The sequence below is a fragment of the Nonomuraea sp. NPDC049714 genome (genome assembly GCF_044465295.1).
Lineage (GTDB): Bacteria > Actinomycetota > Actinomycetes > Streptosporangiales > Streptosporangiaceae > Nonomuraea.
The window spans coordinates 751806-771751 of record NZ_JBITLM010000001.1 but is presented as its reverse complement, the minus strand read 5'-3'; the positions used below and the strand labels follow the sequence as shown (position 1 = coordinate 771751).

Genomic DNA, 19946 nt, shown 5'->3' with positions numbered 1-19946 from the left:
CGCGCCCGCAAAGGCCGGAGGGTCGGTCGGACAGATCGGACAGGTCGGATGGTCAGACGGTCACGCGCCGCAGGCGGGCCTTCGGCGCCTCCTCGCCCGGGAAGACGCGCTTGACGCCGTCGCCCATGGCCTGCTCGATGATGCGGATGTCGCGCACCAGGTGCTCCAGCCCGGCGGGCTCCAGGGAGGCCGCGTGGTCCGAGCCCCACATGGTGCGGTCGAGCGTGATGTGCCGCTCCACGCAGACCGCGCCCAGCGTGACCGCGGCCAGGGAGATCTGCAGGCCGCGCTCGTGCCCGGAGTAGCCGACCGGCACGCCGTAGCGCTCCTTGAGCGTGGTGATCGTGCGCAGGTTGGCCTCCTCCGGCGGCAGGGGGTAGGTGGAGGTGGCGTGCATCATGATCAGATTGTCGGTGCCGAGGATCTTCACGGCCGCGTCGATCTCCGACAGCGTCGACATGCCGGTCGACAGGATGATCGGCTTGCCGGTGGCGGCCAGGGCGCGCAGCAGCTCGTGGTCCGAGACGCTGGCCGAGGCGACCTTGTGCACCGGTACGTCCATCTCCTCCAGGAACTCCACCGACGGCACGTCCCACGGCGAGGCGAACCAGTGCAGGCCCCGCTCGTCGCAGTACTTGGAGATCTGCCGGTACTCGTCGTGGCCGAACTCGGTGCGCTCCTTGTACTCCAGGTAGGTCATCTCGCCCCACGGCGTCTGCCTGATCTGGTCACGCTGCTCGACCGGTACGCAGATCGACGGGGTGCGCTTCTGGAACTTGACCGCCTGGCAGCCCGCGTCGGCGGCCACGTCGATGAGCCGGCGCGCCAGGTCCAGGTCGCCGTTGTGGTTGATGCCGATCTCGCCGATCATGTACACCGGCTCGCCGTCGCCCACCGGGACGTCGCCGATCCGCACCGGGCCGAACCGGGGCCTGGTGGCCTCCGGCGCCGCCTCCTCGGGCACCGGCCGGGCCGCCACGACCCGGTCGCACAGCTCGCGCACCGCGCCCTCGCCGCCCGCCTTGGACAGCACGATCCTGGCGGCGGCCCGCACCCGCGGGTGCGCGTCCGGCACCGCGACCGGCCAGCCGACCTCGGCCATCGGGCCCAGGTCGTTGACGTCGTTGCCGACGTAGGCGACGCGGGCCGGGTCCAGCCCCTCGATGGTCAGCCAGTCGCGCAGCACGGTCCGCTTGTCCGCCAGACCCTGCAGCACGGGCACGCCCAGCTTGCGCGCCCGCGCGGCCACCACCGGGTTGTGCTCGGTCGACATGACCAGCACCTTCACCCCGGCCCGCCGCAGCAGCGACACGCCCATCCCGTCGGAGCGGCTGACCAGCACCATCTCGCGGCCGTCGGAGTCGACGTAGGCGCGGTCGTCGGTGTGCACGCCGTCGAAGTCGGTGATGACGGCGTCGACGTCGATCGGCTCGGGCGCGTCCACGAACGGCGCGAGCGCCCGGACGATCTCCAGGTCCTCGGGGGTGTCCACCTCGACGGCGTGCCGGGACGGCACCGTCTGCACGGAGATCTCGCCGAAGAAGCGGTGGCCGTTCTCGCGCAGCCCCGCGGTGCGCATGACGTAGAACGCGCCCGTCTCCCGGAACTGCGCCTCGAGGTCCTGCCTGCGCGGGCGCCGCGACGGGTCGTGGTTGATCCCCTCGCCGGTCGTCGTCCACAGGAACTCGTGCGTCGGCATGCCGGAGAAGACCGCGTCGGCCTCCCCGTCCAGCACCTTGCGCACGGCCGCGGACAGGTCCTCAGGGTCGATGAACGCGCTCGTGCACTGCACCAGCACGACGACCTCGGGCTCCTCGCCGGGCGAGTCGAGCGAGTCGAGGGCGTGCAGCACCGCGGACTCGCTGGACGCGGTCGCGCCGCTCAGCTCCGCGGGCCGGTCCACGATCCGTGCCCCCGCCTGTGCGGCGGCGTCGGCGATGCCCGCGTGGTCGGTGCTGACCACGACCTCGTCCACCAGCTCGGCGCGCAGGCAGGCGCGCACCGCGCGGGCCACCAGCGGCACACCGCCCACCGGGGCGAGGTTCTTCAGGGGTACGCCCGCCGAACCTCCGCGGGCGGGAACTACGGCCAGGACTCGCAACGTGTCTCCTCAGTGCTCCGGGTTGCACCCAGAAGCTAGAGGGACCGGTTGAACTGGCAGCGTCCCCGTCATTAACTTTCCGGGGGGATCGGGTAGAGCGACTCTGGACGGGGTGTGACGGGTTCACACGGCCGGGAGCCGCAGCACGAAGCGGGCGTGCCCCGGGCAGTCCTCCACGCAGATCTGCCCTCGGTGCGCGATCGCGACGTCGCGGGCGATGGCCAGGCCCAGCCCGGTGCCGCCGGCGTCCCGGCTGCGGGCGGCGTCCAGGCGGGCGAAGCGCTCGAAGATGCGCTCCCGGTCCTCCACCGGGATGTACGAGCCGTCGTTCTCCACGGCCAGCACCGCCTGGTCGCCCTCCCGGGTCACGATCACCCGCACCTCGCTGTCCCCGTAGCGCTGGGCGTTGTCCAGCAGGTTCGTCAGCACCCTGGCGAGCTGCATCCTGACCCCCTGGACGGCCACGTCCGGCGACAGCTTCACCTGGACGGGGAGCTGGTCCGTGCGCGCGGCCAGCTCCTGGCGGACCAGCTCGGCCAGGTCCACCCGCTCCATGCCGGCCCGCGAGCCGATCTTGGCCAGCAGCAGCAGGTCGTCGATGATGGCCTCCAGCCGGTCGGTGTCGCGCAGGGCGCCGCGCACCAGGGCCTGCAGGTCGGTGTCGTCCGGGTAGAGCTGCGCGCTCTCCAGCTGGGCGCGCAGCCCGGCGACGGGGGTGCGCAGCTCGTGCGAGGCGTCCGAGGCGAACTGCCGCTGCTGCAGCGCCGCGCGCTCCATCCTGGCCAGGGTGCCGTTGACCGACCGGGCGAGCCGCGCCACCTCGCCGTCGCCCGGCGGCTGCGTCACCCGGCGGCTCAGGTCGCTGGCGTTGGCGTCGTCGAGTTCGCCGCGCATGGTCGCCACCGGGCGAAGGGCCCGGCCGGTGGCGACCCAGGCCGCCCCGCCGGCCACCGCGACAAGGGCTGTGAGCTGGGCCGACACGATCACCTCTCTGGTTCGCGCGGACAGCGCGGACGGCGTGCGGCGACCGGCGCGGGCCACGACCCGGCTCAGGCGCCGCCCGGCGTCGCCGGCCGCCAGGATCTTCGCCGCCACGGGAGCCGGCACCAGGGCGGCGGCTGCCGAGGTGATGAGGGTGACGCGTCCGCGCGGAGAGCGGGCCCACAGGCGTGACACGCCCCGAGATTACTAACCGGTGTCACCGCCGAATGCCGTGGGAAGGGAAAGTTTGGTCCATGCTGTCGTTGATCATCGCTGCAGCCAGACCGTCGTGTCGGGCGGGATCGCCCCGTCGGCCAGGGGGGCGCTCGACAGCAGCACCCGCCCGCCGAACTCGGGCCGCACCGGCTCCTCGCCGGTGTTGACCACCACGACCAGGCCGGGGGAGCGCTCGATGGCCAGCACGTCCTTGGGGGAGTCCAGCCAGGTCAGCGTGCCGCCGCCGAGCGCGGGGTGCCGCCTGCGGAGGTCGAGCGCGGCCCGGTAGAGGCTCAGCGTGGAGCCGGGGTCGTCCTCCTGCGCCTCGGCCGACAGCTGCCGCCAGGAGCCGGGGATCGGCAGCCACGGGTCCTGCCAGCCGCATCCGGGCGAGCCGGTCCACGGCAGCGGCACCCGGCAGCCGTCACGGCTCTCCCCGCTGCGCCGGAACGCCGGGTCCTGCCGCAGCTCGTCGGGCAGGTCGAGCACGTCGGGCAGGCCGAGCTCCTCGCCGTTGTAAAGGTAGGCGGAGCCGGGCAGGGCCAGCATGAGCAGCGTGGCCGCCCGGGCACGGGCCAGGCTGCCGTACCGGGTGACGTGGCGGGGTTTGTCGTGGTTGGACAGCACCCAGGTGGTGGGCGCCCCTACCAGTTCGGCCTCGGCCAGCGCCTTGTCGATGACCGTACGGAAGGACTTGGCGTGGAAGTCGGCCATCATGAACTCGAACGAGAACGCCTGGTGCAGCTCGTCCGGGCCGACGTAGCGGGCCAGCCGCTCGGCCGAGGACACCCATGCCTCGGCGACCGCCATCCGCCCGCCCGGGTAGGAGTCGAGGATCGGCCGCCACTCGCGGTAGATGTCGTGCACGCCGTCCTGGTCGAAGTACGGCACCTGCTCGTCGCCGAGCATCTCGGCCTGGCGACCCTCCTTCGGTCCCACGTCCGGCAGCCCGGCCGCCTTGATCATGCCGTGCGCCACGTCGATCCGGAACCCGTCGACGCCGCGGTCCAGCCAGAACCGCAGGATGTCCCGGAACTCGGCCCGGACCTCCGGGTTCTCCCAGTTGAGGTCCGGCTGCTCGGGCGCGAACAGGTGGAGGTACCACTGCCCGTCCGCGACCTGGGTCCACGCCGATCCGCCGAAGATCGACTCCCAGTCGTTGGGCCGGTCGCGGAAGATGTAACGGTCGCGCAGCCCGGCCTGGAACCAGGGGTGCCGGTCGGAGGAGTGGTTCGGCACCAGGTCCACGATCACCCTGATGCCCAGCGCGTGCGCGTCCGCGACCAGCGCGTCGAAGTCGGCGAGCACGCCGAAGACGGGATCGACGTCGCGGTAGTCGGCCACGTCGTAGCCGCCGTCGGCCATCGGCGAGGTGTAGAAGGGGCTCAGCCAGATGGCGTCCACGCCGAGCCGGCGCAGGTAGCCGAGCTTGCCGCGCACCCCGGCCAGATCCCCTACGCCGTCGCCGTTCGCGTCGGCGAAACTGCGCGGGTAGACCTGGTACACGACGGCGTCCCGCCACCAGTCGTCGTTGTCGAGCATGGTGCTCCTTCTCCCATAATGTCCGAGATGTCCTGATGCAGGATCGCGTGCCGGCCGCAACGGGTCAAGCGTAATTTGCGGCAAGTTGCAGAACCCTCTGACGCTGCCATTCGCGTGGTTCTGTCGTCCCCCGTGGTGAGGATCCGGTAACTCCCGTTTGCAACTTCTTCCAATTCTTGCAAAGAGTCGCTAACGTCCCGGACACATAAGCCGCGAAAGCGGTCAGCTTGGGTCCTTTTGGCGGTGGCGTCGTGCGGCGTCGCCGCTCCCTCCGTGACCTCAGGAGGTCTCATGCGTACGCGCGCTCTGAGTACGGCCGCTCTGGTGATTCTGGCTTTATCCGCCACGGCCTGCGGTGGCTCCGACCCGGCGGCCCCCTCGGCGGCCCCCTCGGCGGCGCCCAGCGGCTCCGCCCCCGCCACCGGCCAGGGCAGCGGCGCGCTCGTCATCTGGGCCGACCCCAACCGGGTGAAGGCACTCCAGCCCTTCGCCGAGCAGTTCGGCACCGAGAACGGCGTGACCGTCGAGGTGAAGGAGATCAGCAAGGACAACCAGCAGACCTTCATCACCGCCTCCCAGCAGGGCAGCGGCCCGGACGTCATGATCGGCGCGCACGACTGGATCGGCAACCTGGTGCAGAACGGCGCCATCGACCCCGTCAACCTCACCGAGGCGCAGAAGGCCGCCTTCCCCGAGATCGCCATGAAGGCCGTCACCTTCGACGGCCAGACCTACGGCGCCCCCTACGCGGTGGAGAACATCGCCCTGATCCGCAACACCGACCTCGCCCCCGACGCCCCCCAGACCATCGAGGACCTGGTCGAGCAGGGTAAGAAGCTCAAGGCCGACGGCAAGGTCAAGGAGGTGCTCTGCCTGCCCGTCACCCAGAAGGGCGACGCCTTCCACGCCTACCCGATCTTCGCCGCCGGCGGCGGGTCGCTGTTCGGCGCCACCCCCTCCGGCGACCCCGACCCCAAGCAGGTCAAGCTCGACTCGCCCGGCTCGGTCAAGGCGTTCGAGAAGCTGAGAGCCCTCGGCGAGAAGGGCGACGGCGCCCTCAAGACGTCGATCACCAACGAGAACTACATCGTCAACTTCGCCGCGAAGAAGTGCGCGTACCTCATCTCCGGCCCTTGGGCGATGACCGACGTGAAGAAGGGCGGCTTCGGCTACGACATCACGCCCGTCCCGTCCTTCGAGGGCGGCGAGCCCGCCACCCCGTTCGTCGGCGTGCAGACGTTCTTCGTCGCCGCCAAGGGCAAGAGCAAGGCCCTCGCCCAGGAGTTCGTCACCAACTACGTGACCGACAAGGACGTGGCGAAGGCGCTGTACGACGCCGACCCCCGGCCCCCGGCGCTGACCGAGGCGCTGGAAGAGGTCAAGGCGACCGACGCCGACGCCGGCAAGTTCATGGACGCCGGCAAGGACGGCGTGCCGATGCCCGCCATCCCCGAGATGCAGGCCGTCTGGCAGCCGTTCGGCATCGCGGAGGCGGCGGTCGTCAAGGGCGGCGACGCCGCCAAGGCCGCCGCGGCCGCGCAGAAGGCCATCGACGGCGCGCTCAAGAACTGACCCGGGAATGGCTCCGGACGCGCGCGAGACCGTGAGAAGCGGGCCGCGCCGCACCATCACCACCGCCTTCGTGGTGAGCAGGATCGTGGTCCTCGCCGTGGCGGCCGCGATCCCGCTCTACGCGGCGCCGCCGCTGCTCGCCGCCGAGTCCTGGGCAGGACTCGGCGTGCTCGCCGCCGCCACCGCCGTCATCGGCTACCTCTACCTGACCCCCCGGCACGTCCCGGCCAAGTACCTCGTCCCCGGCACCGTCTTTCTCATCGCCTTCCAGATCTTCCCCGTGCTCTACACGGTGAGCACCGCCTTCACCAACTTCGGCGACGGTCACCGGGGGGACAAACAGGCCGCCGTCACCGCCATCGAGACCGGCTCGGTACGGCAGGCGCCCGGCTCGCCCGAGTACGACCTCACCGTCGCCCTGCGCGGGCGGGAACTGGTGTTCCTGCTCGCCGACCCGGACACCGGGCAGGTCCGGCTCGGCACCGCCGACGGCCTGTCGCCGCTGCCCGGCGCGCAGGTCGGGGTGACCGGCAAGGTGCTGCGAGCCCCCGGCGTCACCGTGCTCACCACCCCCCAGGCGGCCGCCCGCGGGCCGGAGATCTCCGCCCTGTCCGTGCCCACCCCCGACGGGGCGATCAAGGCCAACGGGCTGAGCCGCGCCGTCGAGGGCAAGGCCGCGCTCGTCTACGACGCCGGCTGCGACTGCGTGCGCGGCGACGGGGACACCTGGACGGCCGACGACCGCCAGGGCTACTTCGTCAACGCCGCGGGCGCGCACCTGGCCCAGGGGTGGCAGGTCAACGTCGGGTTCGACAACTTCACCCGGGTGCTGGCCGACCCCACCATCTCCGGCTACTTCCTGGGCGTGTTCGGGTGGAACACGGCGTTCGCGCTGGCCTCCGTCGCCGGCACCTTCGTCCTCGGCATGGCCGTGGCGCTCGCCCTGCACCACCCCCGGATGCGCGGCACCACGGTCTACCGGATCGCGCTCATCCTGCCCTACGCCATGCCCTCGTTCGCGATGCTGCTGGTCTGGCGCGACCTGTTCAACCGCGACTTCGGCCTCATCAACCAGCTCCTCGGGCTGGACGTGGACTGGATGGGCCAACCGGCCACCGCCAGGCTCGCGGTGATCCTGGTCAACCTCTGGCTCGGCTTCCCGTACATGTTCCTCGTCACCACCGGCGCGCTGCAGGCGATCCCGCGCGAGCTGACCGAGGCCGCCTCCCTCGACGGCGCCACCCCCTGGCAGGGCTTTCGCCGGGTGACGCTGCCGCTGCTGCTGGTGGCGCTGACGCCGCTGCTCATCTCGTCGTTCGCGTTCAACTTCAACAACTTCAACGCCATCGCGCTCACCAGCGACGGCGGGCCGTTCCCGGCCGAGAACCCGCAGGTCGGAGCCACCGACCTGCTGATCACCTACACGTTCAGGCTGGCCTTCGGCACGGGCGGGGCGCAGTTCGGGTTCGCCGCCGCGATCTCGGTGTTCATCTTCGCCATCGTGGCCGTCATCTCGGCCGTGGCCTTCAGACGGACGCGCAAGCAGGAGGAGGTGTACGCGTGAAGCTCGCCCTGAGACACGTGTTCGTGCTGGTCGTGTGCGCGTTCGCGGTGTTCCCCGTGCTGTTCGTGATCTCCGCGGCGATCAACCCGCTCGGCACCCTCGCCTCCACCGAACTGCTGCCCACGGGGGCGAGCCTGGCCAACTTCGGCGACCTGTTCTCCTCCGACGTGTACCCCTTCGGCAGATGGTTCGCCAACTCGGTGCTCATCGCGCTGCTGTCGTCGTTCGCGAGCCTGCTGCTGTCGATGTGCGCCGCCTACGCCTTCAGCCGGATGCGCTTCGCCGGGCGGCGGGCCGGGCTGCTGGCGCTGCTGCTGATCCAGATGTTCCCGCAGTTCCTCGCCATCGTGACCATCTTCATGATCTTCACCAGGGTGACCGAGCTCTACCCCGCCTTCGGCTTCGACACCGTCTGGGGGCTCATGCTGCTCTACCTCGGCGGCGCGCTGGGCGTGAACACCTGGCTGATGAAGGGCTTCCTCGACACCGTGCCGAAGGAGCTCGACGAGGCCGCCACCGTCGACGGCGCCACGCACGCGCAGATCTTCTGGCGGATCATCATGCCGCTGGTCACGCCGATCCTGGCGGTCACCTCCCTGCTCGCCTTCATCGGGATCATGAGCGAGTTCCTCATGGCGAGCGTCTTCCTGCGCGACCCGGAGAGCAAGACGCTCGCGGTGGGCATGTACGGGATGATCGCGGGGGACCAGCGCAACGCCAACTTCGGCATGTTCGCCGCCGGCACGCTGCTCACCGCGATCCCGACCGTCGGCGTCTTCCTCTGGCTGCAGAAGTACATCGTCTCCGGGCTCACCGCCGGAGCCGTCAAAGGATAGGTTTCCATGCGCTTCCTGGACGATCCACACCACGACGGCTCGGCCCTGTACGTCTCATCGCAGACGCCCCGGCTCGGCGACACGGTGACCGTCCGGGTGCGGGCGCCGCGGGCCGCCGGGGTCACCGGCGTGCTCGTCCGCGTCGTACAGGATGGCGAGCCGCGTTACGCGCGCGCGGCCGTCGCCACCGGCGTCAGCTCCGGCGGGTACGGGCGCACCGACGTCTGGTGGCAGGCCGAGATCGTCGCCGCCAACCCCGTCACCCGCTACCGCTTCCTGCTGTCGACGCCCCGCGGCCGGCAGTGGCTCACCGCGGCCGGGCCGGTGACGCACGACCTGACCGACGCGAGCGACTTCCGGCTCGTGTGCCACGACCCGCCGCCGGCGTGGATGCGTGACTCGATCGTCTACCAGATCTTCCCCGACCGCTTCGGCAGGTCGGGCGCCGAGCGCGAGCCACCCTCCTGGGCGCTGCCCAGCCGGTGGGACCACGACCCGGTCATCCCCAGCGGCCCCGGCACCTCCCGGCAGCTCTACGGCGGCGACCTCGACGGCATCGTCCCCCACCTGGACCACGTCCGGAGCCTCGGCGCCGACACCGTCTACCTGACCCCGGTCTTCCCCGCCCGCTCCAACCACCGCTACGACGCCGCCGCCTTCGACCGGATCGACCCCCTGCTCGGCGGCGACCAGGCGCTGCACCGGCTCGCCGGCGCCCTGCACGCGCGCGGCATGCGGCTGATCGGCGACATCGTCACCAACCACACCGGCGACGCGCACCCCTGGTTCACCGCCGCGATGTCCGACGCGCACGCGCCCGAGCGCGTGATGTACCACATCGACCCCGTCACCGGCGACTACGAGGCCTGGTGGGGCGTCAAGTCGCTGCCCAAGCTCGACTGGGGCAGCGAGCTCGTACGGACCCGCATGCGCGAGGCGCTGACCCGGTGGGTGCCGCCGTTCGACGGCTGGCGCGTGGACGTCGCCAACATGACCGGCCGCCGCGCCGCCGCCGACCACACCCACGAGGCCGCCGCCCTGCTGAGGCGGGCGCTGCCGGCCACCGCCGCCCTCATCGCCGAGCACAGCCACGACGCCTCACCCGACCTCGACCGCGACGGCTGGCACGGCACCATGAACTACGGCGGCTTCACCCGCCCCGTGTGGGCCTGGCTGCGCGGCGACGACCTGGACCTGGACCACTTCCTCGGCGTCCCCGGCGGCGTGCCGCGCCACGACGGCCGCGACACCCTGGCGACGTTCCGCTCCTTCGCCTCGCACATGTCCTGGCGCTCGTACGTCCACTCCTGGCAGCTGCTCGACTCCCACGACACCTCACGCGTCCGCACCGTCACCGGCTCCCGCGAGCGCCACCTGATCGCGCTCGGCCTGCAGGCCACCCTGCCGGGCACGCCGATGGTGTTCGCCGGCAGCGAGTACGGCCTGACCGGCGTGAACGGTGAGCACTCGCGCACCCCGATGCCCTGGAACCGCCCCGCCGACCAGGACCTCGCCACCCTGGCGGGCTATCGCGACCTGCTCGGCCTGCGCCGCGCCGAGCCCGCGCTGCGCCACGGCGGCCTGCGCTGGCTGCACGCCGACGCCGACTGCCTGGTCTTCGCCCGCGAATGCGAACAGGACACGCTGCTGGTGTGCGCGCGCCGGGGGCCCGGCTCACCGCTGCGGTTCGAGGGGCGGATGGAGACGGTTTATAACTCTTGTGACAGGGACGTGCTGGCAGGCGCGGGACCGGCGTTGCTCGTGTGGCGTCCCGGCGGCTGATCACGCTACGGTGGCACAACCCATTCACTTTTGAACAAGATAGTGGTGTGCTCGATGAGGTTGCTGTCCGTGGCCGTCATGGTCTCGCTCCTGCCCGCCGCCGTGCCGCTCGGGGGCGTCGCGCACGCCGGCACCACCTACTACGTCGACTCCAAGACGGGCGACGACGCGGCCGCGGGCACCAGCGCCACCACGCCGTGGAAGTCCCTGGAGGCGGTCAACGCGGCGGACCTCAAGCCGGGCGACATCGTCAGCGTCAAGCGCGGCAGCAGCTTCACCGGCCCGCTCACCCTGTCGGCCGACGGCACCGCGGCCAAGCCCATCGTCGTGCGGGCCTACGGCACCGGCAAGCCTGCCAAGATCACCGGCCGGACCTCGGCCTGCGTCGTCGTCAGCGGCGACCACTGGCACGTCAGCGGGCTTCGCGCCACCAACTGCCAGTGGGCCGGCTTCGAGATCAGCGGTGACGGCAACGTGCTGTCCGACGTGCTGGCCGACCACAACGTCACCGGCGTGTCCATCACCCACACCGGCTCCCGCAACACCGTCAAGGACAGCGAGCTCATCGACAACAACCGGATGAGCGTCAACGACAAGGGCGGCGACGACGACTCCGGCGCCTTCGGCATCCTCCTCAACGGCGACGACAACCTCGTCGCCGACAACACCATCTCCGGCAGCCACGCCAAGAGCCACGACTACGGCATCGACGGCGCCGCCATCGAGATCTTCAGCGGCAACCGCAACCGGGTCCTGCGCAACACCTCGCACAACAACAACACCTTCAGCGAGCTCGGCGCCAAGAAGGGCGACACCGCCACCGGCAACCTGTTCGCCTTCAACGTCGTCACCTCCTCGCTCAAGAGCGGCTCCTTCCTCGTCACCCGCGGCTCCGGGCACATCGTCGGCCCGGTCAAGGGCACCGTCGTCGTGCACAACTCCGTCTACATGCCGGCCAGGAAGACGATCGGCTGGTCCTGCCACGACGGCTGCTCCCCGTCCATCCTCAAGGTCCGCAACAACGTCATCGCCGTGGGCGGCGAGGCCGGCTACGAAGACGGCAAGGGAGCCGACGAGGCGGGCAACGTCTACCGGGCGCGCACCGCCAAGTTCAGGCTGGGCTCCCGCTCCGTCATGGCCGACCCGCGCTTCGTCTCCCGCGGCGACCTGCGGCTGCGGCCCGGCTCCCCGGCGCGGGAGCGCGCGGTCCGGCTGACGCCCGCCTGGTTCGGCGGGGCGGCCTTCGCCAAGGACATCAACGGCAAGCCGCTGCCCTCGGCGCCGCACGCGGGCGCCTACCAGGGCTGACCCCGCCTCCCGGCGGGTGCTACTCGGACTGCCAGCGGGAGAGGATGGCCTCGTCGAGCTCGGTGCGCCAGGCCGGCTCCTCGGGATCGGCGTAGGGCAGCCAGCGGTCGTAGTCCGGGGTGTCGGGGGAGACGTCGCGGGTGCCGTGGACGCGGGTGCCGTCGTCCAGGACGGCGGTGGTGGGGACACGCAGGGTGCCGCCCGGGAGCATGAGCACGGTCATGGGGCGTCCCTCCTCCTGGTGTCCCGTGAGGCAGCCAGCATAGCCGCCGGCGCCGGGCGCGGGTCGTGGTCAGCCGATCCCATACCGTTCGGACATCCAGTGGTAGACCTGGTGCGCGGTGTGCTCGTCGTCGCCGAGCAGGCGGATGAGACGGCTGGGGCGCCGGATGAGCACGCACGCGAAACTCTCCGCGAACAGCTCCGAGACGTCCTCCCGGTAAGGGGGAGCGAGGTGGGGGCGGCGCAGCGCGTGCAGCACGACCCACCACTTGTCGGCGGAGGGACGCCCGTCGCAGTCGTCGATGGCGTGGCCGAGCTCGTGGCCGCAGACGCTCACGGAGGGTGACGGGACGCTGCCGATGGCGATGCGGCGCAGGGCCGGGTCGTAGACGCCGGCGCTACGCTCCCAGGTGCCCTGCTGCTGGGGAAGCGGGATGGCCCGGAGCTTCTCGAAGTCCGGCAGGTCGGGGACGGCGCCGGGGCCGACGACGAGGCCCCCGCTGAGGTGGTCGGCCAGGCGCAGGCCGAGCGCCCGGGGGACGGCCGCCAGGGTCATGATGGCCAGCAGTGATTCGGGCGGCGGGAAGGTGCCGGGCTCCCACATGCGCGTCAGCCGGTGCTCCAGGACACCGACATGCAGCCATCCTGGCCATCTTCTCCTGCGCCTCACCACACCGCGCTCTCTGCACGTCCGTCCCGCGGCCACCCTCCGTAGCCGGGATCAATGATTGCGTATTTGTCAGCGACGAGCGGCGGATCGCGCCAACGACATGCTTGAACCGAAAAATCTTCCGAAAATGACTCTGTCCGAGGTTGTCGATCCGCGGGTTCACCGTACGACGCTCGGATGGAACCTTCACGGCGAAAGGAGACGAATCGATGGACTGGAAGATCGAGGTGATACCCGTTCCGGTGGCGGACGTGGAGAAGGCGAAGGCGTTCTACAGCGAACAGGTGGGATTCGTGGTGGACCATGACACGCGGACGACCGAGGAGACGCGGATCGTGCAGCTGACGCCGCCCGGCTCGGGCTGCTCAATCGTGATCGGCGCGCCCATCGGCATGGCGCCGGGCTCGCTGCAGGGGGTGCAGATCGTGGTGGACGACCTCGACGCCGCGCGGGCGCGGCTCGCCGAGGGCGGCGTCGAGGCCGGCACGATCAAGCACTACGACCAGGACGGCGGCCTGGCCGAGGGGCGGGGCGGCCGCTGGAACGCGTTCGTGTTCTTCAACGATTTGGACGGGAACGGCTGGGTCCTGCAGGAGCGGGGCTGAGGTCAGGGGCTGAGGTCGGGGGCTGAGGTCACGGGTACGGTCCGGCGGTGGCGGCCGCCGGACCCGGATCGGCATCTCGCTCGCTTGAGCGCGTCGAGGAAGGGAAGATGGTCGGGGGAATACCGCGGATAAGTGCTTGCCGTGCACTGGTCGACAAGTCCGGATATGTCCGTTCATGCTGGGAAATACCGCAGCATGTGTGACATGTCCGTGGAACATGCTGGAAACCTTTCCACGGCACTGTGAGAGCGTCTGGAAAGGGGGCGGCAATGCTGCTGCGACTGAGGGTGTCGCTGCCGGACCAGCCCGGAGGACTGGGCAGGGTGGCGAAGGTACTCGGCACCTTGGGAGCCGACATCTTGCAGGTGACCGTGCTCGAACGCGAGGCCGGCCGGGCGGTGGACGACTTCACCGTCTCCTGGCCCGGCGCGGCGAGCACCAGCGAGGTCCGCGACCGCTTCTCGGCGGTGCCCGGCGTGCGGGTCGAAGGCGTGTGGGCGACGCGCGAGGTGCCCGGCTCCGCCCCCGACTACGACCTGCTCATGCACGTGGCCGCCGAGCCGTCACGCGGCCTGGCGACGCTGGTCGACGCGCTGCCCATGCTGTGCGGCGCCGAATGGTCCGTCGCCTACTGCGACGGCGCCGTACGGCACGCCTCGCTGGCCGCCCCCGACTACATCGACCTGCCCGAGCCGCCTCCCAGGGCCGCCACCCTGGACACCGAGAAGCTGCGCCTGATGCTGCTGCCGATGGTCACGCACGGGCTGCACGTGCTCGTGGCGCGCGCCGACGGGCCGGTGTTCCACCGCGCCGAGCTCGAACGCGCGGTGCGGATCGTGGACGTGGTCTCGACGCTGGCGGCCCGCGCCCGGACGCCCGTGATTGACCCGCAAAACTCCGGCTGATTAACGTGGGCGGTCTGAGCAGCGCATCGAGGAGCCGCCCGTGACCGTTCACGAAGCCCGCATCGGCCGCTACTACGAGGACTTCGTGATCGGCGACGTCTATCAGCATCCCCTGGGCCGCACCATCAGCGAGGCCGACAACACGTGGTTCACGCTGCTGACGATGAACACCAACCAGAACCACTTCAACGCCCATTTCGCGGCGCGGGCCCCGGTCGGCAGGATCATCGTGAACTCCGGGCTGACGGTCGCGATCGTGCTCGGGCTGTCGGTGACGGACGTGAGCCAGACGGCCATGATGAACCTCGGCTGGGAGGACATCAAGCTCACCCACCCGGTGTTCGTGGGCGACACGGTCTACGCCGAGTCCGTCGTCACGGCCAAGCGCGAGTCGAAGTCGCGCCCGTACGCGGGCATCGTCACCTGCCGCACCCGCGGGCTCAACCAGGACGGCGACGAGCTCATGTCGTGGACGCGGACCGTGATGGTCTACCGGCGCGACGCCCCGCACGACAAGGGCTACTTCCCGCAGGCCAAGACCGGTCCCCTGGAGGCGTGAGCGATGGACTTCGAGCTGAACGACGAGCAGCGGGCCTTCCGCGAGACCCTGCGCGCCTTTGTGGACAAGGAGATCGTCCCCGTCGCCACCGAGTGGGAGCACTCCGGCCGCTACCCGACCGAGATCGTCGAGAAGATGAAGCTGATGGGGCTGTTCGGCCTCAGCGTGCCGGAGGAGTACGGCGGACTGGGGGCCGACATGGTCTCCTTCGCCCTGGTCTTCGAGGAGATCGCCCGGGGCTGGATGGGGGTGGCGGGCACGATCGGCTCCCACTCACTGGCCTGCTGGATGATCGCCCGCCACGGCACCGACGAGCAGAAGCGCGCCCACCTGCCCGACCTGGCCACCGGCGCGCGCCGTACCGGGATCGCGCTCACCGAGCCCGGCGCGGGCACCGACCTGCAGGGCATCACGACGCGCGCCGTACGCGACGGCGGGCACTACGTCGTCACCGGGACCAAGACCTGGATCACCAACGCCCGCCACGCCGACCCGCTGCCCGTGCTGGTCAAGACCTCGATCACCGAGCCCGCCCACAAGGGCATGTCGGTGCTGCTCGTCGACCCCTCGGCCGAGGGGTTCGGGGTCAGCCGTGACCTGCCCAAGCTCGGCTACAAGGGCACCGAGACGTGCGAGGTGACGCTCGACGGCGTGCGGGTGCCCGTGGACGCGCTGCTCGGCGGGGTGGCGGGGCGGGGCATGCAGCAGGTGCTCGGCGGGCTGGAGATCGGCCGCGTCAACATCGCCGCCCGCGCCGTCGGCGTCGCCCAGGCGGCCTACGACGCGGCGCTCGCCTATGCCCGTGAGCGGATCGCGTTCGGCCGGCCGATCGCCGAGTTCCAGGCCATCCAGCTCAAGCTGGCCGACCTCGCCACCGAGATCCAGGCGGCCCGGCTGCTGACCTACTGGGCCGCCTCCCAGGCCGACGGCGGCAAGCGGGTCGACATGGAGGCGGGCATGGCCAAGTACTTCGCCTCCGAGGTGGCGTTGAAGGCGTCGCTGGAGGCCATGCGGATCCACGGCGGCTACGGCTACTCGCAGGAGTTCGTCGTCGAGCGGCTCTACCGGGACGCGCCGCTGATGGCGATCGGCGAGGGCACCAACGACGTGCAGCGCCTGGTCATCGCCCGAGCCCTCATCTCCGGCAAGGGCAGAGTGGGCTGGTGATCCCGTGCGGTCGCCCCGGCCGGCATGCCGCCCTGTCCATGCACCTGTCCACGCATCGCTGACATCCGGGTATTTGCCGGATGAGTCAGGGTAGGTTGTGGCGGGTGTCGATCGTCCCTGCCGCTTCCACGCTGCCCGCATCCCCCCGAACCGGACAGACCCGGCTGGCGTGGCTCGACACGCTGCGCGGCATCGGGGCGCTGGCGGTGGTGGCCGAGCACCTGCTGCCGTGGTACATGCCCTGGGCACGGCCCTACTGGTTCAGCCTCGGCGTCTACGGCATCTTCGTGTTCTTCCTGGTCAGCGGCTACATCATCCCCGCCTCGCTGGAGCGGCACGGCGACGTGCGGGCGTTCTGGGTCAGCCGCGTCTTCCGGCTCTACCCGCTCTATCTCGCCGTCGCCGTCACGGTGCTGGCGCTGTCCTGGTGGGTGCCGGTGCGGCCGTCGGTGTCCCGCGACGGCGCGGCCGTCGCCGGGCACGCGACGATGCTGCTCGACGTGGCCGGGGTCGCGGGCGTGGCCGACACGATGTGGACGCTCTCCTACGAGATGGTCTTCTACCTGCTGGTCACCGCCCTGTTCATGCTCCGGCTGCACGACCGCAGCGGCCTGATGGCGATGCTGTTCGCCGCGGGTTCCGTCGTGGCGGGGCTGGTGATGAGCCGGGCGGTGCTCGGTGGCGGCTGGGTGGCCTACGCCTCGTGCGCGGTGTTCGCCGCCGGGCTGGTCTGCCTGATCACCGGCAAATTCCGCAGGACCGCCGGGTGCGCGCTCGGCGTGATGGCGCTGGCGATGCTGGTGCTCAACAGCCGCGTGCCGTGGCTGGGCGTGGCCGTGGTGGCGCTGATGTTCGCCGGGACCGCGATCTACCGGTGGGAGCGTGGCGAGGGCGGTCTGTGGCCGGTGGCGGTCACGGCGGTGCTGGTGGTGATCGCCCCGTTCTGGGCGATCATGTCCGGCTGGTGGTGGGTCGAACCGGACGTGTGGATCACCACGATCGCGCTGGCGGCCGCCACCTTCGCGGGCGGCATGGCGCTGCGCGGACGGCGGGTGCCACGGCTGCCGGCCTGGCTCGGGCTGATCAGCTACTCGCTCTACCTGGTGCACCATCCGCTGCTGAAGTACTTCAGCGCGCTCACCGGCGACCTGCGCCGCTCGCCGGTGCCGGTGCAGATCGCCATGGCGACGCTGGCCACGGCCCTGGTGCTGGGGGTCAGCGCGCTGACGTACCGCTGGGTGGAGCTGCCCATGCAGTCGCTGGGCCGCCGCCTCGCCCGCCCCCGCTCCTAGCCGCCGGCTGGGCCGGTCGACGGCCCGTCGGCGGCGATGGTGGAGCGCCGCCCCGCCCCGCTGATCAGAACGTCCGGGCCAGCCGGCGGGCGCGGTCGTCGGCGAGCTTGCGCGCGTGGGCGTGGTCGCCGGTCAGCGTCGGGTGGTGGCGGATCTCCTGGACGTCGGTGATGCCGGCCCACCTCAGCCAGTCTCCGAAGTACGTGGACTGGAAGTCGCTGCCGAACCCGGGCCCAACCCCAGGACCCCACACCGAGCTGGTGTAGATGACGGTGGCCCGCTTGCCCGTCAGCAAGGGCCGGTAGCCCGTCTCCACGCTCACGTCGAAGACCAGACCCGGCTGGCTGAGCACGTCGATGAGCTGCTTGAGCTTGTACGGCACCCCCGCGTTCCACATGGGCACGCTGAAGAGATAGCGGTCGTAGCGGTCGAACCGCTCGAAGGCGCGCACGGCGGCGGCCCAGGGCTCGACCTGGTCGCCCGTGGGTTCGGCGCCGCCGATCACCGCCATCTTGGCCGCCACGGCGGCGGGCCCGAACTCGGGCAGCGTCCCGTCCCACAGATCGAAGCGATCGACCTCGGCGCCGGGGTGGGCGGCCAGGTACTCCTCGGTGAACGTCTCGGCGATCCCCAGCGAGATCGACTCCGCTCCCCGGGGGGAGGCGGAGATGTGCAGCAACCGGCTCATGACGCATTCCTTCCATTACGGACCGCGGTCCACTTGTCTGAGGTCGACAATATGGACTGCGGTCCGTTTGGTCAAGGACGGTCAGCGCTGGGGTTTGTCGATCCGGGCGCCCTCGGTCGTGAAGATCATCAGACGGGTGTGGTCCACGGCGACCTTGGCCGCGTCACCGGCCCGCCACGCCGGGCGGTTGCCGAGCCGGACGATCAGGTCCGCGCGCCGGTGCCCGCCGCTGCCCGGATGCTGGCCGACCTGCTCCTGCGATTGCGCCTCCTCCTCGCGGGGCGAGAACAGCCGGCGCACCAGCCCGCCGAGGCCGCCTCGCCCGCTGACCAGGCCGCTGGAGGCCACGCGCCGGTCCGGCGGCTCGGGTACCGGCACGGCGGGCATGCCGCACTCGACGTAGGCCATCCACTCGTGACCGTGATACTCCAGCGCGCGCACCCGGCCGAAGAACGACGGCCCCTCGTACGACTCCGGCACCGGCGCCAGGCCGTCCGGCCGCATGCCGACCAGGACCTGGCTGCCGGTGTGCTGCGAGATGGCGTACGCGCGCGGATCGCTCCACGGGATGGTCAGCTGATGCGGACCGAAGTCGAGCAGGACGAACTGGTTCTGCGGCGTGCGCACGGTCGCGGCCAGCAGGTTCAGCTGCTGGGAGTTGAGGAAGGCCGCCACGAAGGCGGTGGCTGGATCGTTGTAAATCTGGGCTGGAGTGCCCACGTCCTGCAGGACGCCCTTGTTGAGGATGGCGATCCGGTCGGCCAGCGTGAGCGCCTCGACCTGGTCGTGCGTCACGTAGATGGTGGTGACGCCGAGCGACCTGACCAGGGCGGAGATCTCCATCCGCAGCTCGGTCCGCATGCCCGCGTCCAGGTTCGACAGCGGCTCGTCCATCAGGAACAGCTTGGGCTGGCGGACGATGGCGCGGCCCATGGCCACCCGCTGGCGCTGGCCGCCGGACAGGGTGCCTGGGCGGCGGTCCAGGGTCTCGTCGATGTGCAGTGCCTTGGACAGCTCGATCACGCGCTCGCGGACCATCGCCGGGTCCGCCTTGGCGATCTCCAGAGGGAAGGCCATGTTGCCGCGCACGGTCCTGTGCGGATAGAGCGCGCCGTTCTGGAAGACCATGGCGACGTCACGATCGCGCGGCGGCAGATGGTTCGCCATCTCGCCGTCGAGCCAGAGTTCGCCTTCGGTGACGTCCTCCAATCCGGCAATCATTCGCAATAACGTAGATTTGCCGCATCCGGAAGGGCCTAGCAGGACGAGGAATTCGCCGTCCTGGGCCCTGAGACTCAATTGGTCGACCGCCAGGTGGCCGCCCGGATACACCTTGGTCACTTTGTCGAGAACGACCGAGCTCATGGGCCCACACCTTGCACGCGCGTCATCTGTAACTATGGCTGATCGGAGGGGTAGTACATCGCGCCTTAACGCCATGTGTCCACCCTTGACACAAAGGATCTCTATAGCAGGGGTTTCGGGCGGGGGGTTTTGGTCGTTTGTGCCGCTGAATGTCCGAATAACTGTTCTCTGGAAATGCTTGCGTAAGCTTGCGGCAAGGGCTTTCAATGGTCGGGAACGGGCGGGGGTGAAGCATGGGCGCAGGGTGGCGCGAGGCGGTGATCTACCAGGTGTACGTACGCAGTCTCGCCGACGGCGACGGTGACGGCGTCGGCGACCTGATAGGTGTTCGTGATCGCCTGCCGCATCTGTCGGGGCTCGGCGTGGACGCCATCTGGCTGACCCGCTACTCCCACCTGTCCGCCCCCTGGGACGCCGCCGCGCCGCGCGAGGTGATCGACACCTCGCCGGCCACGGCCGGCTCCGTGGCCGCGCCGGCCGCCCGGGGTGCGGTCCGGCCACGATCTCAAGCGGCACATCACCCGCTATGGCAGCCCCGCGGACCGGGCGCCGCTCAGCGTGGCGGCCCAGC

General features: G+C 70.7%; 17 protein-coding genes and 1 pseudogene. 11 read left to right on the top strand and 7 right to left on the bottom strand.

Annotated features, from left to right (window positions below; translation table 11 throughout):
- Window positions 1-52 precede the first annotated feature (52 nt).
- The 3 genes from ACIBQX_RS03660 to ACIBQX_RS03650 all read right to left on the bottom strand — a co-directional run bounded on the left by ACIBQX_RS03660 (window position 53) and on the right by ACIBQX_RS03650 (window position 4840).
- Window positions 53-2101 (bottom strand): N-acetylneuraminate synthase family protein, encoded by a 2049-nt coding sequence (locus ACIBQX_RS03660; RefSeq protein ID WP_397000210.1) that lies wholly within the window; start codon window positions 2099-2101, stop codon window positions 53-55.
- 123 nt (window positions 2102-2224) lie between these two features.
- The gene (locus ACIBQX_RS03655) at window positions 2225-3277 is read right to left on the bottom strand and encodes a sensor histidine kinase (RefSeq protein WP_397000208.1); all 1053 of its coding nucleotides are present in this window, start codon (window positions 3275-3277) and stop codon (window positions 2225-2227) included.
- Window positions 3278-3349: 72 nt separating this feature from the next.
- Entirely contained in the window at window positions 3350-4840 is a 1491-nt protein-coding gene (locus ACIBQX_RS03650) for a glycoside hydrolase family 13 protein (RefSeq protein ID WP_397000206.1), read from the bottom strand.
- A 291-nt stretch (window positions 4841-5131) separates the two neighbouring features.
- On the opposite strand from ACIBQX_RS03650, the gene ACIBQX_RS03645 reads away from it, so the two are divergent.
- Genes ACIBQX_RS03645 through ACIBQX_RS03625 form a run of 5 tightly spaced genes read left to right on the top strand, consistent with a single transcriptional unit; the run spans window position 5132 to window position 11902 of the window.
- Window positions 5132-6412, top strand: a complete 1281-nt coding sequence (locus ACIBQX_RS03645) for an extracellular solute-binding protein (RefSeq protein WP_397000204.1) — start codon at window positions 5132-5134, stop codon at window positions 6410-6412.
- Window positions 6413-6419: 7 nt separating this feature from the next.
- Window positions 6420-7976: an ABC transporter permease subunit gene (locus ACIBQX_RS03640; protein WP_397000202.1), complete on the top strand. Its 1557-nt coding sequence runs from the start codon at window positions 6420-6422 to the stop codon at window positions 7974-7976.
- Entirely contained in the window at window positions 7973-8812 is an 840-nt protein-coding gene (locus ACIBQX_RS03635) for a sugar ABC transporter permease (protein WP_397000200.1), read from the top strand. Before ACIBQX_RS03640 ends, ACIBQX_RS03635 begins: the two co-directional genes overlap by 4 nt.
- Window positions 8813-8818: 6 nt before the next feature.
- Window positions 8819-10594, top strand: a complete 1776-nt coding sequence (locus tag ACIBQX_RS03630; protein WP_397000198.1) for a glycoside hydrolase family 13 protein — start codon at window positions 8819-8821, stop codon at window positions 10592-10594.
- A gap of 54 nt (window positions 10595-10648) precedes the next feature.
- Window positions 10649-11902: a hypothetical protein gene (locus ACIBQX_RS03625; RefSeq protein WP_397000196.1), complete on the top strand. Its 1254-nt coding sequence runs from the start codon at window positions 10649-10651 to the stop codon at window positions 11900-11902.
- Window positions 11903-11921: 19 nt separating this feature from the next.
- Here the strand turns inward: ACIBQX_RS03625 and ACIBQX_RS03620 are convergent, their stop codons facing one another.
- Both ACIBQX_RS03620 and ACIBQX_RS03615 read right to left on the bottom strand, forming a co-directional pair.
- Entirely contained in the window at window positions 11922-12125 is a 204-nt protein-coding gene (locus ACIBQX_RS03620) for a hypothetical protein (protein ID WP_397000194.1), read from the bottom strand.
- 69 nt (window positions 12126-12194) lie between these two features.
- Window positions 12195-12797 carry a hypothetical protein gene (locus ACIBQX_RS03615; protein ID WP_397000192.1) on the bottom strand — a complete coding sequence of 201 codons (603 nt, stop codon included), beginning with the start codon at window positions 12795-12797 and terminating at the stop codon, window positions 12195-12197.
- Window positions 12798-13003: 206 nt separating this feature from the next.
- Between ACIBQX_RS03615 and ACIBQX_RS03610 the strand changes: the two genes are divergently transcribed.
- The 5 genes from ACIBQX_RS03610 (at window position 13004) to ACIBQX_RS03590 (ending at window position 17322) form a co-directional block, all read left to right on the top strand.
- Complete coding sequence (locus ACIBQX_RS03610) at window positions 13004-13399, top strand: VOC family protein (RefSeq protein ID WP_397000190.1); 396 nt, start codon at window positions 13004-13006, stop codon at window positions 13397-13399.
- Between the two features lie 269 nt (window positions 13400-13668).
- Window positions 13669-14304: an amino acid-binding protein gene (locus ACIBQX_RS03605; RefSeq protein ID WP_397000188.1), complete on the top strand. Its 636-nt coding sequence runs from the start codon at window positions 13669-13671 to the stop codon at window positions 14302-14304.
- Window positions 14305-14344: 40 nt separating this feature from the next.
- A complete protein-coding gene (locus ACIBQX_RS03600; protein ID WP_397000186.1) occupies window positions 14345-14863 on the top strand; it encodes a MaoC family dehydratase in 519 nt (172 codons plus the stop codon).
- 3 nt (window positions 14864-14866) lie between these two features.
- Window positions 14867-16030 (top strand): acyl-CoA dehydrogenase family protein, encoded by a 1164-nt coding sequence (locus ACIBQX_RS03595; RefSeq protein ID WP_397000184.1) that lies wholly within the window; start codon window positions 14867-14869, stop codon window positions 16028-16030.
- A gap of 104 nt (window positions 16031-16134) precedes the next feature.
- Window positions 16135-17322, top strand: coding sequence for an acyltransferase family protein (locus ACIBQX_RS03590; RefSeq protein ID WP_397000183.1), 1188 nt, complete (start codon window positions 16135-16137; stop codon window positions 17320-17322).
- Between the two features lie 64 nt (window positions 17323-17386).
- Here ACIBQX_RS03590 and ACIBQX_RS03585 read toward each other — a convergent pair whose 3' ends face one another.
- Window positions 17387-18010, bottom strand: a complete 624-nt coding sequence (locus ACIBQX_RS03585) for an FMN-dependent NADH-azoreductase (RefSeq protein WP_397000181.1) — start codon at window positions 18008-18010, stop codon at window positions 17387-17389.
- An 81-nt stretch (window positions 18011-18091) separates the two neighbouring features.
- On the bottom strand, window positions 18092-19375 hold the full coding sequence (locus ACIBQX_RS03580; RefSeq protein ID WP_397000179.1) for an ABC transporter ATP-binding protein: 1284 nt from the start codon (window positions 19373-19375) through the stop codon (window positions 18092-18094).
- Window positions 19376-19608: 233 nt separating this feature from the next.
- Here ACIBQX_RS03580 and ACIBQX_RS03575 point away from each other — a divergent pair.
- Window positions 19609-19764: pseudogene (locus ACIBQX_RS03575) on the top strand (alpha-amylase family glycosyl hydrolase); the annotation flags it as partial.
- Between the last annotated feature and the right edge of the window lie 182 nt (window positions 19765-19946).

Excerpts from the sequence above, each read along its gene's own strand:
- ACIBQX_RS03650 (WP_397000206.1), bottom strand. The coding sequence starts at position 4,840 with ATGCTCGACAACGACGACTGGTGGCGGGACGCCGTCGTGTACCAGGTC.
- ACIBQX_RS03645 (WP_397000204.1), top strand. The coding sequence starts at position 5,132 with ATGCGTACGCGCGCTCTGAGTACGGCCGCTCTGGTGATTCTGGCTTTA.
- ACIBQX_RS03640 (WP_397000202.1), top strand. The coding sequence starts at position 6,420 with ATGGCTCCGGACGCGCGCGAGACCGTGAGAAGCGGGCCGCGCCGCACC.
- ACIBQX_RS03630 (WP_397000198.1), top strand. The coding sequence starts at position 8,819 with ATGCGCTTCCTGGACGATCCACACCACGACGGCTCGGCCCTGTACGTC.
- ACIBQX_RS03625 (WP_397000196.1), top strand. The coding sequence starts at position 10,649 with ATGAGGTTGCTGTCCGTGGCCGTCATGGTCTCGCTCCTGCCCGCCGCC.
- ACIBQX_RS03620 (WP_397000194.1), bottom strand. The coding sequence starts at position 12,125 with ATGACCGTGCTCATGCTCCCGGGCGGCACCCTGCGTGTCCCCACCACC.
- ACIBQX_RS03610 (WP_397000190.1), top strand. The coding sequence starts at position 13,004 with ATGGACTGGAAGATCGAGGTGATACCCGTTCCGGTGGCGGACGTGGAG.
- ACIBQX_RS03605 (WP_397000188.1), top strand. The coding sequence starts at position 13,669 with ATGCTGCTGCGACTGAGGGTGTCGCTGCCGGACCAGCCCGGAGGACTG.
- ACIBQX_RS03595 (WP_397000184.1), top strand. The coding sequence starts at position 14,867 with ATGGACTTCGAGCTGAACGACGAGCAGCGGGCCTTCCGCGAGACCCTG.
- ACIBQX_RS03585 (WP_397000181.1), bottom strand. The coding sequence starts at position 18,010 with ATGAGCCGGTTGCTGCACATCTCCGCCTCCCCCCGGGGAGCGGAGTCG.
- ACIBQX_RS03580 (WP_397000179.1), bottom strand. The coding sequence starts at position 19,375 with ATGAGCTCGGTCGTTCTCGACAAAGTGACCAAGGTGTATCCGGGCGGC.